Annotated in this window: 10 protein-coding genes; 2 read left to right on the forward strand and 8 right to left on the reverse strand. The window is 58.6% G+C overall.

From position 1 onward, the window contains the following. Positions 1 to 66: 66 nt before the first annotated feature. From QNM96_RS21245 to QNM96_RS21265, 5 genes are read right to left on the reverse strand one after another with little or no spacing between them, the layout of a single operon-like run. A complete protein-coding gene (locus QNM96_RS21245) occupies positions 67 to 1,107 on the reverse strand; it encodes a glycosyltransferase family 2 protein (RefSeq protein WP_283838813.1) in 1,041 nt (346 codons plus the stop codon). Beyond that, the gene (locus tag QNM96_RS21250) at positions 1,108 to 2,562 is read right to left on the reverse strand and encodes a nucleotide sugar dehydrogenase (protein ID WP_283838814.1); all 1,455 of its coding nucleotides are present in this window, start codon (positions 2,560 to 2,562) and stop codon (positions 1,108 to 1,110) included. Then, complete coding sequence (locus tag QNM96_RS21255; protein WP_283838815.1) at positions 2,559 to 3,554, reverse strand: Gfo/Idh/MocA family oxidoreductase; 996 nt, start codon at positions 3,552 to 3,554, stop codon at positions 2,559 to 2,561. Before QNM96_RS21255 ends, QNM96_RS21250 begins: the two co-directional genes overlap by 4 nt. A gap of 1 nt (position 3,555) precedes the next feature. After that, positions 3,556 to 4,662: a DegT/DnrJ/EryC1/StrS family aminotransferase gene (locus QNM96_RS21260; protein WP_283838816.1), complete on the reverse strand. Its 1,107-nt coding sequence runs from the start codon at positions 4,660 to 4,662 to the stop codon at positions 3,556 to 3,558. Continuing rightward, complete coding sequence (locus QNM96_RS21265; RefSeq protein WP_283838817.1) at positions 4,659 to 5,237, reverse strand: acyltransferase; 579 nt, start codon at positions 5,235 to 5,237, stop codon at positions 4,659 to 4,661. Before QNM96_RS21265 ends, QNM96_RS21260 begins: the two co-directional genes overlap by 4 nt. Positions 5,238 to 5,642: 405 nt before the next feature. Here QNM96_RS21265 and QNM96_RS21270 point away from each other — a divergent pair, with 405 nt between their 5' ends. Beyond that, positions 5,643 to 6,179, forward strand: a complete 537-nt coding sequence (locus QNM96_RS21270) for a hypothetical protein (RefSeq protein ID WP_283838818.1) — start codon at positions 5,643 to 5,645, stop codon at positions 6,177 to 6,179. Between the two features lie 1,100 nt (positions 6,180 to 7,279). On the opposite strand, the gene QNM96_RS21275 is transcribed toward QNM96_RS21270, so the two are convergent. From QNM96_RS21275 to QNM96_RS21285, 3 genes are all read right to left on the reverse strand, one after another. Next, positions 7,280 to 8,485: a DUF1616 domain-containing protein gene (locus QNM96_RS21275; RefSeq protein WP_283838819.1), complete on the reverse strand. Its 1,206-nt coding sequence runs from the start codon at positions 8,483 to 8,485 to the stop codon at positions 7,280 to 7,282. A gap of 454 nt (positions 8,486 to 8,939) precedes the next feature. After that, positions 8,940 to 9,215, reverse strand: coding sequence for a PadR family transcriptional regulator (locus tag QNM96_RS21280; protein WP_283838820.1), 276 nt, complete (start codon positions 9,213 to 9,215; stop codon positions 8,940 to 8,942). A gap of 277 nt (positions 9,216 to 9,492) precedes the next feature. Beyond that, on the reverse strand, positions 9,493 to 9,825 hold the full coding sequence (locus QNM96_RS21285) for a helix-turn-helix domain-containing protein (RefSeq protein ID WP_283838821.1): 333 nt from the start codon (positions 9,823 to 9,825) through the stop codon (positions 9,493 to 9,495). 619 nt (positions 9,826 to 10,444) lie between these two features. Between QNM96_RS21285 and QNM96_RS21290 the strand changes: the two genes are divergently transcribed. Next, on the forward strand, positions 10,445 to 10,636 hold the full coding sequence (locus QNM96_RS21290; protein WP_283838822.1) for a hypothetical protein: 192 nt from the start codon (positions 10,445 to 10,447) through the stop codon (positions 10,634 to 10,636). The last annotated feature ends 738 nt before the right edge of the window (positions 10,637 to 11,374 follow it).

Raw genomic sequence — 11,374 nt, forward strand, 5'->3', positions numbered from 1 at the left:
CGAAACGGACCCGATAGCCGAAACGTATCGTTTCAATCGCCTTCGTCGATTCCAATCAAATCGCGCTCAGCGTTCGAAGAGCTCCGCGTCCGGATAGGAATCGTGTTCGGCGTAAGTTACCTCGAGATCTTCGTTCTCCTCGGCATCCAACGCAATCGCGGCTCCGAGTGACACCCCGCCGACGAGTGCAGTGAGAACCGACGTGAGCAACGCAGTGACCCCATCACCGTCTCGAGCGAATTTGACGGCTGAACCGACGACTCCGGCTACCCCGGCGAGAAGACCGGTTGCACCGGCCCCGTAGAATATGACTGCCGGATGGAACTCTCGTACGACGTATCGGGTTTTCAACCGCCACAGGAAACTCCGGAGCAAAAGCAACGAGACGAATCGGATGAACGAACCGTACCGAATGCTGCTTTCTTCGTCGCCGTAGACTGCTTGCATCGGTACGTCTGCGACGCGGAACCCGTTCACGTTCAGGTGGGTGAGTAAGTGGTTCAGGAAGCCGTACTTGTCGGTGATCGAATCGAGATCGATCGTTTCGATCGTTTCCCTCGAGATAGCAGTATAGCCGTTCTGCGGGTCGCTCAGGGACCAGTACCCCGTCGAAAACTTCGAAAGCCCGGTTAGCATCGCGTTGCCGACGAATCGAAAGGTCGACATTCCCTGCCGGTCATCGGGGTTCCGAAGCCTGTTGCCTTTCGCGTAGTCGGCCTCGCCGGTGACGACGGGATCGACGATTCGATCGAGAATTTCGGGGTCCATCTGTCCGTCGCCGTTCATCACCGCGACGACGTCGATTCCGTCGGCTGCCGCCCGTTCGTACCCGCTTTTGACTGCGGCTCCGTAGCCGCGGTTTTTCTGGTGACGTATCGGAACGACGCGTCTGCTCTCGCCGCCGTCCGTCACCGCGAGCTCTGGTTCGACGTCCTCGTTGATGCGGGAACTAACGCGTTGGATAACGTCCCAGCAGCCGTCGGGAGAGGCGTCGTCGACGACGTAGATTCGGTCGACGAACTCGGGGACCGTTTCGATAACTTCACCCACGAACGATTCTTCGTTGTACGCCGTCACGACCACTCCGATGGTTTTCCCGCGGTACATCTACCGTTCACCTCCGCCGGTTTCTGCGGTTCTCCCGTTTCCCTTCGAGCTCCCCTTGGTAGGGCCCCCGAGCGTATACCCGCGATGGTGCTCGAACGGCTCGCTCTCGAGATCGAGCGCGTCTCGTCCGTCGAAGACGACGAGCGACTCGAGGTGCGTCCAGTCGATTTGGTCGAATTCCTCGTGAGGCGTCACCAGCACGACCGCATCGAGGTCCCGGTCGACGAGGTCATCGACCTCGAGCGGCTTTGCCCCGAACTCGGACGGGTCGACGAGCGGGTCGACGCCGTAGACGGCGGAACCGCGTTCGGTGAGTTCGTCGATGACGCCGAGGGCTGGGGATGCTCGCGTTTCCTCAACGCCCGGACGGTACGTGATTCCGAGCACGGCGACGGATGCATCGGACAGCGTCACGTCGTCGGCTTCGAGTTCTCGCTCGAGTCGGGCGACGGTGACGCCGGGCATCGAATCGTTGACCCGACGAGCCGTCCGGGTGAGCGGCATTTCCGTCTCCGAACGCGAGAGGAGAAAGTGCGGATAGAACGGGATGCAGTGGCCGCCGACGCCCGGTCCCGGGTCGTGCAGTTGACACATCGGAAGGTCGTTCGCGGTTTCGATCGCTTCGCGAACCGAGATTCCGAACGACTCGCAGGCACGTGCGAGCTCGTTCGCCAGTCCGATGTTGACGTCGCGGTAGATCCCCTCGAACACCTTCACGGCCTCAGCGGTCGTCGCGTCGCTGACCGGATGCACGTCGTTACTGGAGAGTTCGTCGTAGACGAGCGCCGCCGCGCGCGTGCTCTCCTTGTCGACCCCTCCGACGACTTTCGGGTACTGGCCACGAATGTCTCGGAGCGCCGTTCCCGAGGAGGTCCGCTCCGGACAGAACGCGAGTCCGAACGCATCCGGATCGAGGCCGCTCCGTTCGGAAAGGTGGGGGCGAAGAACGCTTTTGCATGTCCCGGGCGGAAGCGTCGATTCGGCGATCACCAGATCGCCGGGCTGTAAGCCGGCGGCGATATCGTCCGCGACCGATTCGACGGTCGTGAGGTTCGGCTCGTTAGCGTCGTCTAACAGCGTCGGGACGATGATAACGTGAATACGTGCTCGAGACGCCGCTCGCGTTCCGTCCGTGGTCGCCTCCAGCGCTCCGGTATCGACGGCGGCGCGGAGGTCGGCCGCCAGCCCGGGTTCGCCTCGAATGTGGCAGTTCCCACCAGAAACGGTGTCGACGACGTCGGGATCGACATCGACACCGGTCACGTTCGACGTGGTCTCGGCGTAGACCGTCGCAAGCGGGAGCCCCATTTTTCCGAGGCCGTAAACGGCGACCGGAACGTCCCCGCTCGTCAGAGACTCGCGCTGAGACGATTCGGAAGCCGTCGATTCGTACAGGCCGAAGGGATGCTCCTCGCCCGCGTCCGTTCGTTCGGCCGATCGAGACGGTCCGCTCATTGGGTCCGTACCTCCGCCGGTTCCGCTTCGGCAAGTCGATCAAGACGTTGGATGGTTTCGATCGCTCTCAGCCCGTCTTCAGCGGTAACTTCGGGTTCGGAGCCAGTTCGAACGGTCTCGAGGAACGCCTCGAGTTCGTGTCGTAGCGGCTCGCCGTTGTCGATCCGCGGACGTTCGATGACGCTTTCGTGCCGATACCGATTCTGGCCGTTGTCCGTCACGTAAGCGGGGAAGGAGTCCCGATGGATCAGTATCGACTGTTCGAGGTAATCGACCTCGACGAAACACTCGCGCGCGGTCACGGTGAGCTTCCGAATTTTCTTTTGTGTGACTCGACTCGCAGTGAGCGACGCGATGACGCCGCCGTACTCAATCGTCGCGCTCGCGTACTGTCCGTCTGCGGCTCTGGCCGCCATAAGCGGTTCCGGTTCTCCCTCGAGGAGCGCATTGAGGACGTCGACGTCGTGGACCATCAGGTCGTAGGTGACGGCGTCTAGTCCGGTTCGATCGACCGGCGGGCCGAGCCGTTTGGCGTCGACCGCGATCACGTCGAGGTCGTCGATAAGATCCATAACGCCCTGTACGGCGGGATTAAATCGCTCGATGTGGCCTACTTGGAGGACGAGTTCACGTTCCCGGGCGGTTCGAGCGAGTTCTTTCCCCGCTTCGATCGATTCGGTGATCGGTTTCTCGACGAGTACGTGGATGTCCGCCTCGAGACACGCAGAAACCGTCTCGTAGTGAGCCGCGGTCGGAACGGCCACGGTGACGACATCGCATCGTTTCAGGAGTTTTTCGAAGGGGACCGCTTCCGTTCCGAACTCCGCGGCGACTGCGCGTGCACTCGTCGCGTCGAGATCCGACACCCCGACCAGGTCGACGTTTCTTAGTTCGCTGTACACCCGTGCGTGATTTTCTCCCATTGCACCGACCCCGACAACTCCGGCGCGGATCGGGGTCGAGTCTGTGGTCGAACGACTACTTCCTGTCATATTATTGGAATTGTGTGGTTACCGCTTCGACGACTCGCTCCCTGTCGTCGTGGGTGAGATTCGGGTGCACCGGAAGCGACAGAACGGTCTCGGCGGCTCGCTCCGTCCGCGGGAGCGAGGTTGTCGCCGTGCTGGTCGTCTCGTACGCCGGCTGTCTGTGAATCGGCGTCGGATAGTAGACCTTCGAGCCGACGCCGTGGTCCTCGAGCGTCTCGCGGAGCGCTGCTCTCTCGTCCGTGCGGATCGTGTACTGGTGGTAGACGTGGCCGTGACTGCTGGGGACCGTCGGTGTTGCTACCGGCAGGCCGGCAAACCGTTCGGTATAGACGGTTGCAGTGTCTCGACGGGCGTCGTTGAACTCGGGGAGCCGATCGAGTTGAACCCGTCCGATCGTTGCCGCCAGACTCGTCATCCGATAATTGTGGCCGAGTTCGTGATGGTCGTAGCCGCCGGTCCCGTCGTTTGGGGTTCTGCCGTGGTTGACGTATCCGGCGATACGATCCGCTAGTTGCTCGTTATCTGTCGTGACCATCCCTCCTTCTCCGGTCGTCATATTCTTCGTCGGATAAAACGAGAAGCACGCGGCGTCGCCGAAACTTCCGACGCGTTCGCCGTCGATCGTGGCTCCGTGGGCCTGGCAGGCGTCCTCGAGAACGAACAGATCGTGCCCGTCAGCGATCTCCTTGAGGGCGTCCATATCCGCCGCCAGTCCGTAGATATGAACCGGAAGGATTCCGACGACATCGTCACGTTCCCGCACAATCTTTCTGACGGCTTCCGGATCCAGCGTATACGTCTCCGGGTCGATATCCGCAAAAACCGGCAGGCCGCCGGCGAGACGAATCGCGTTCGCGCTGGCGACGAACGAGAACGGCGACGTGACGACCGCGTCGCCGCGTTCGACTCCCAGCGCCTCGAGCGCGGCGTGGAGGGCCGTCGTCCCGTTCGCGGTCGCGACGCCGTGATCGACGCCGCAGTAGCTCGCGAACTCCGATTCGAAGGCTCTCACTTCGGGCCCGTCGGCGAGCATTCCGTCCTCGAGGAGCGAGTGGACGCGATCCATCGCGTTGGCACTCAGCTCCGGATCTGCGATCGAGATGTCCGTCATGCGAGCTGATTCGCACCCTCGAGGGGCTCGGGTAAGGTTTCGATACGTGCGGGCGACCCGACCGCCAGGCTGTCTCGCGGCACGTCGCTGGTGACCAGCGCACCGGCGGCGACGAACGCGTTTTCACCGATCGTCACGCCCGGTAACAGCGTCGCGTTTGCGCCGATAGACGCACCCCGTTCGATAGTCGGGCCGTCTAGTTCGTGCTCGGTACGGACCGGATACTCGTCGTTCGTCATGACGACGCCGGGTCCGACGAAGACGTTGTCGCCGATCGTGGTTTCCGTGGGAACGTAGACACCGGTCTGAAGACTCACATCGGAGCCGATCGTCGTCTGGCCGTCGATGACGGTTTTCGTGCCGACGAGGACGTTGTCCCCGATCGTCGATCCTTCCCGGACGAGTACGTCGTGGCCGGTCGTGAATCCATCGCCGATCGTTACGTTCCCGTAAACGATCGAGCCCTCTCTGATAGTTGCTTCCTTGCCGATTCGCGTCGGTTCATCGAACTCGCCAGAGCCGACGGTCGCCGTCTCTGCTATCGTACAGTCACGACCGCAGAGTAATTCCGTCATGTCAACACACCTCGTCGCCGTCGACGAATCGTCACGTCGTCCTGAATCTCACTCACCTTCATTGGTAATCGATACCCAGCGTGGGCAATCATCTGTGTACTCCGGGTAACGAGGCTTTGTTATCCTCGCCCTGCGGACGCTGTAGCCACGAACTACGGGCCACTTGTTTGGGTAAACGGGGAGGCGGTCTCGTCGCTCGAGAACGATATCTTCCCTCTGAGCACGACCACCTATCGGAAAATATTGGATTAGACGTCAGTCACAGGCGCTGATGAGTACAATCCGGTTTCGATAGGGTAGCAGTAAGATAGTAAAGTATCCAACTGTCGGAGAGGTGAGCGTGAGGTATTCGAAGACACCCGTCCCCCTGCGGACGGGATCGATAACGGGAACGCAGTGAGACCGATGACTGATGGCGAATTCACTCAGGCCGAGCTGTTCGACGTGTTCAGCAACGCTCGCCGACGACGGACTGTACAGTATCTCAAACAACGAAACGGCTCCTGTGATCTCTCCTCGCTGGTCGAACAGGTTGCAGCCTGGGAGAACGACACCGAACCGGATTCGGTCACTCGAACGCAGCGACGACGCGTGTACATCTCGCTGTACCAGACGCACCTCCCCATGCTCGAGGATCACGGCATCGTCGACTGGAACTCAGAGGATCACGCGATCGAACTCCTTCCGCGAGAGGAGACGTTCGAACCGTATATCGGCAGGCGACTCGAGGACCAACGCCAGTGGGAACACGTCTACGCGCTCGTTACGGTGATTGGCGCCGGTGCGCTGGCACTGACGTGGCTGTCGGTCGGCCCGATGACCGCGGCTATGGCACCACTTGTCGCGCTCGTTCTGTGTGTGGTCGTCCTGTTCGTCGCGCTCGCCCACCACGTTTCTCGACGCCCCAGTCTGTCGATTCCGTTTTCGGCGAGTAGCCGGTGATCCCGACCTCGGCCTACTCCGTCGACACCGCGTAGTCCGTCCGCCCGATCAGCGACGGGTCCGTCTTCGAACGTCTCATAGGACGGTTGTCCCTGTTTACCGGTCAGTCGCCAGAGTGGAGTGGCGAACAACCGAAAACAACTCACAACCGGCCCTATCAGCGCCAATCGATGCAACCGCTTCGTTTTCGATTCCACCCGCCTCCCGAAGCGAAACTCGAATGAGTAGTCGGACAACCAGTTTCTTGCTTTGATACGAAAGTCGTGCGATCAAATGCTATCTCGGTTACCGATCCATGGGTCCGGCCATAGCGGCGGGGACAGGCTGAATCGCTCGGGGCCGTTCAGAAATTTCGATCGCCGCGACTGATCGGCCCAAAGCGAACGGGAACAAAAATCCCACGAGATCAGCGACTCCGCCCAACCAGAGTTCGCGAGGTCCGCGTGATCGACGGTCTCGTTTGCTGATGAAAAGCTGAAGACCTTCGAACCGGTTGACCCTGATACTTCCGGCTGTACATCGTTCACGATTTTCGTCGCCCCGGGGGTGTGAGAATCTTCATATAGTTACAGCCGGCAGTATGAGGCGGTTCAATCGAGGCCGACACAACTGCGTTCGACTGTGGATCCGATAGTGTTTCATGGTGGGCTCGGTTGTGGCCCAGTGAGCGTTTCGTCGTCTCTTGACAATGCATCGAGTTCAACGCTGAATGTATCGAGTTCAGCGCTGGTACCAGATCATTCACGCAGACTTTGGATGCCGGTAGTTAATCCAGGGACGCCCGGAGAAACCGTAATACCGCTCTTTCGATAGGACTCGAGTCAAAAACACGCCGCTATCGTCGTCTAAACGAGGTACGGAGTGTCAGCGGGTCGGTTGTACCTATTTGTCGATCACTTTCCAGAGCAGGGTGGCGAACGGCTGGAAATGACTGATAGCCGACCCTATCAGCCGCCGCTCGCTACAGTACCGTTCCGAGTGAACTACCCCACCCTACTCGCTCACGATGCTCTCTCTTCTCACGGGCGCTTGCGCCCGTTCGAATAGGTCAGAGGGACCTCCGGTTCCTCACGGCTTGAGGCCGGAGGCTCCACCTTGGATTATGCTGAAACGCTTCCGAAGATTTCATCGAAGCCGATGCCGCCGTCTTCGCCATCCTCACCGTCTTCGCCGTCTTCGCCGGCCTCGGCGTCCTCGCCATCCTCACCGTCTTCGCCGACCGCTCCATCGGCTCCGTCCTCGTCTTCGTCGGCGTCCTCTTCATCGTCCGCCGCTTCATCGTCAGTTTCTTCATCGTCTTCAATCGGTTCTTCCGTCTCCTCCTCGAGGACGCTCACCCAGAAGTGGGTATCCTCGTCAGCGTTATCGTTCGTCGGTTCAGCAGGAACGTCATCTTCGTACAGAAGGACACTGATGCGAACTGATTCGCCGGCTTCGGCGGTCGGCGTCACGTCTCGCTCGTCGGTGACGGTATTTCCGTCGGAAACGCTCGCGCTAAGTTCCGCTAACTCGGTCCGTTCGGTAATTTCACCGTCTTCGTAGAATTGCTCCTGAACGACGAGGGTGTACTCCATCTCTTCGCCCTCACCGTTTTCGATCGAAAACGTGATCGGGATCGATTCGCCGGGTTCTATCTCGCCCGGAATCTCGCCGGCGACGACATCCCCGTCGTCGTTTTCCGTGTACAGTCCGAGTTCGGTAAACCCGCCGGCGGCGGTCGGCGAGACGAACGCGAACACTAGTCCGCTTGCTGCAACGATAATCGCGATCCACAGAATTACCGATGAAGCCGTTTTCGTGAGCCCGTTCTCGGTTGACTTCCGTCTAACCGCGTCGAACGGTGTGATGGTAAAGCGATCCGGACCGGGAACGCGCAGGCGACGAACGACGCCGATCTGTGCACCGCCGATAGTCAGTCCTGCAAGCGCGGCCGTAACCGGCTCCGTCGAAAGTCCCCAGCTGGTCACGGCGAGTATCATGACGACGATCGGAACGAGCGCCAACGAGAGAACGAACGAGAGCCCGAGTCGCTCGACCGTGTCGATCCCTCGGAACTGGTGTTCGACCGCACTCGCATCTGCACCGGTTGTGTGTCGGGCCTTCGCCGGGAAAGCGATCGCAACGAGCACGTATCCCGGCAAGAACAGCACCAGTACGATCGCGACGAGTGTCCGGAGTTCACCGCCAGCCGGCATGGTCGAAACGACGTAGTACGCAATGAGCGCGGCTAGTGACGTGAGTGCGAGGTCCAGGGGGTAATCGCGAAGGAGCTGAAATCGGACCCAGGTTTTCGTTCGTAGGCTCATCGATAGCACACCTCTGTAGTCGTCAAAAACACGGGCGATGGAATTTCCATTCTCAAACTGTTGGATTCATAGGTTATCTCGGGCTTTGTTATGCTCGAACTACCCGACTCGAAGCCTGGTTACGGAGAGAACCCTACGCACTTCGTCGACGCGGAGAGCGTTCCGTCCTCTTCAATGAATGGTCCCGGTTTTCGAGGATGGGGCGGAGAACCCGTCTTGTCCGGTTTTAGATGCATAACTGACCGACTCTCAGAGAAATTGTACGTCCTTGACCGCGCTCGTGTGGATTTCGGTTGTCGATTCTTCTCCCGTCGGAGCTGATTAGCAGGGACTCCGTCGGAGTGAGATGTGTGATTGTACGCTGTAGAACGGAGAATCAGTCCGGAAAACACGCTCGTAGCCATGACCGGACGGCCATCGCCGGTGACTCAACACTCGGCGCGCGAGGAAAACGTCAAAGGTCGATGTACTGTTCCTCCCATTCGCGCCGTTCGTCGATACGTTGGGTTCCGGCCTCGGTAATCGCGTAGTAGTTGGTTCGTCGGTCGAGCTGTCCCTTTTCGACGAGCTCTTTGTTAACTAGCGTATCGAGATTCGGGTATAATCGACCGTGGTTGATCTCCGAGCTATAGTACTTTTCAACCTCGTCTTTGACGGTTTGTCCGGACGGTCGATCTGCGCCGGAAATTACGTACAACAGGTCTCGCTGGAAGCCGGTCAGGTCGTGCATTGCTCAATCGGGTTGACCGTTCTGTTGAACGGATATTTGTTATCCGTATCATACAGGTTTTCACGTCTCCTTTCACTATTGTTGCCAGGAATTAAATTGTTTGTTCCGCTGAGAGACACGATTTCTAGCAGTTCGGCAATTCTATTCGAACAGGTCTCCTACTCGTCGAATCGAATTCAAGCCACGGGTAACAAGATCTATCCGGCCCACTCGATCCTGCGTCGGATCGCTATCCTCTGTTATTCGATACGAAACCGATCCATCCGGCTCGGAGTACTCACTCGTGTCGGCCCGCGATCGAAACTTCGATTCCGTCCGTTCCGATCTGTACGTGGAGTCTTTCAATCGTGGCCTCGTAGGCGGTGGTGTGCGATCCATCCTCTTCGAACCGAATGCACTCGGCGAGGAGTCCACTCTCGAGCAGATTGTTGATTCGCCGGTAGACCGTCGCCGAGGAGCTATCCGTTTGCGCCGTGAGTTCCTTGGCAGTTCGGGGCTTCTCGCTCGTCGCGACCAGGATAGTCCGGGCGCACTCGTCGCCGAGAATGTCTAGTTGTGCTTTCGATTCGAGTCCTGTCTCCGTGCTCGTGTTAGTCGCTTGCGTTGACATAGTTTAAATCACTTATTTGGCGGGGCTGTGTCGTTTCTATTGTATTTCGCCCTCGATCACTCGAGAGGTGTCAGTACAGATCGTCTCTGTTCATTTCCGACCCAGCTTCCTCCATCACATTCTAGCTATCTTTTCGGTAAGCGATAGTGGTATTTTATAACGATGTACCTTACAGCAGGAAGCCTGACCATTATTTCACGAAATTTTATATTTCGAAGCGGAAATATCGGGTTTTCGTCCTCCCGGATCGAAAACAACATGATATTGCTGGGCCGAATCCCAACCAACACAGGTGAATTCACGTTGAATCGCGGCTCTGGTTAAACAGCACAATCTTTGCGGATAACACACTGAGGCGCCAGATCTGACTGTAGAAACACTGCATTTACCAACGATCCGGACCCACTCACTCAGTGAACAGTCAACGTCCTTTATTCGCATCTGATGGCCTTCATTGTAGTATGTCCGACTGAAACCGGCGTAATCGACGACACTATCGCCCAGCTTTACGCGCGCTGTGTACTAAAGCCAGACACACCCCAGTCGGGCACTACGTAACTGGTCGACAAGGGCAGTTCACGCGTTCAGAACTGCTTGTGGTTGACCGTTCCTCAAACCCATGACCCCGAAGCAACACAACTGGCGACCGATGGAATCGTCGACAGCTGGCGCACGCTGTCGAAACTGCGGAACCCACGTCACACAGCAGTTCGCACGCGTCTTTGGCGACAACGGTGACATCGTTCACGGATGTCCAGGCTGTACGACGTATCGTGAAATGCAATCCGGCGGTCACCTTCCTGGTGACTAATCTGGACGCCTCTCGTTAGATTGGTTTCACACCGCTCGTTTGGCCGCGCACCGAATCGCGCTTCCTACACACTGTTGCAGACGACAGTTCCTCGAGCGAAGGGTCCGTCTCACAGGGCTTTGTGACTCGTTCGTTGATCCCACTCCGCGAAATGAGTGTCGAACTTCGTTCGCTCGATTCGGATACTCGCTTGAAATAATCGCCTCGCAGCGCGCGACACGAATCGCGCTCGAGACCGCGATGACGGTCGAGACGGAGTCCTGTAGCGGCCACCCGGGCGGACGGATACGCCGGAGGCGTTTCATCGAAATCGGTTTCGACGAACTGCGATCGCTTCCTATCGGGGACCGTGCCCGTTCCAGCAAGGGATGTGCTCTGGCGGTTCAAAAGACCAATTGCCGGATTCGACAGCTGATTGAACAAGAGACGTGGACGATTGCGACCTTCATCGATAGCGAGCCCCCATGCGCGGCCCGACCCGCGGTTCGGATTTCGCTCGATCTGGCACCGTGGCCGGTTTCGACCGTCGTCTCGACGAATGATAGAAGCCGACCTGCGAGAGCGTTAACGAGATCATTACGGAGCCGATTCGGAACCGGTTGGCGAGATTTCCTCGACACGTCGGGGAAACGCTCATGAAACACGGAATTCGGTGATTGGTTACACCTACTGAAACAGTAGGCTCACGTAGATAAGTATCCATTAGCTATCATGCGGCAGCTTAAAGTTGATTGTACT

The organism is Halostagnicola sp. A-GB9-2, assembly GCF_030068615.1.
Classification (GTDB): Archaea; Halobacteriota; Halobacteria; order Halobacteriales; family Natrialbaceae; genus Halostagnicola.

Coding starts and splice junctions, on each gene's coding strand:
- QNM96_RS21290 (WP_283838822.1), top strand. CDS start 10,445: ATGACCCCGAAGCAACACAACTGGCGACCGATGGAATCGTCGACAGCT.
- QNM96_RS21260 (WP_283838816.1), bottom strand. CDS start 4,662: ATGACGGACATCTCGATCGCAGATCCGGAGCTGAGTGCCAACGCGATG.
- QNM96_RS21280 (WP_283838820.1), bottom strand. CDS start 9,215: ATGCACGACCTGACCGGCTTCCAGCGAGACCTGTTGTACGTAATTTCC.
- QNM96_RS21255 (WP_283838815.1), bottom strand. CDS start 3,554: ATGACAGGAAGTAGTCGTTCGACCACAGACTCGACCCCGATCCGCGCC.
- QNM96_RS21285 (WP_283838821.1), bottom strand. CDS start 9,825: ATGTCAACGCAAGCGACTAACACGAGCACGGAGACAGGACTCGAATCG.
- QNM96_RS21275 (WP_283838819.1), bottom strand. CDS start 8,485: ATGAGCCTACGAACGAAAACCTGGGTCCGATTTCAGCTCCTTCGCGAT.
- QNM96_RS21250 (WP_283838814.1), bottom strand. CDS start 2,562: ATGAGCGGACCGTCTCGATCGGCCGAACGAACGGACGCGGGCGAGGAG.
- QNM96_RS21270 (WP_283838818.1), top strand. CDS start 5,643: ATGACTGATGGCGAATTCACTCAGGCCGAGCTGTTCGACGTGTTCAGC.
- QNM96_RS21265 (WP_283838817.1), bottom strand. CDS start 5,237: ATGACGGAATTACTCTGCGGTCGTGACTGTACGATAGCAGAGACGGCG.
- QNM96_RS21245 (WP_283838813.1), bottom strand. CDS start 1,107: ATGTACCGCGGGAAAACCATCGGAGTGGTCGTGACGGCGTACAACGAA.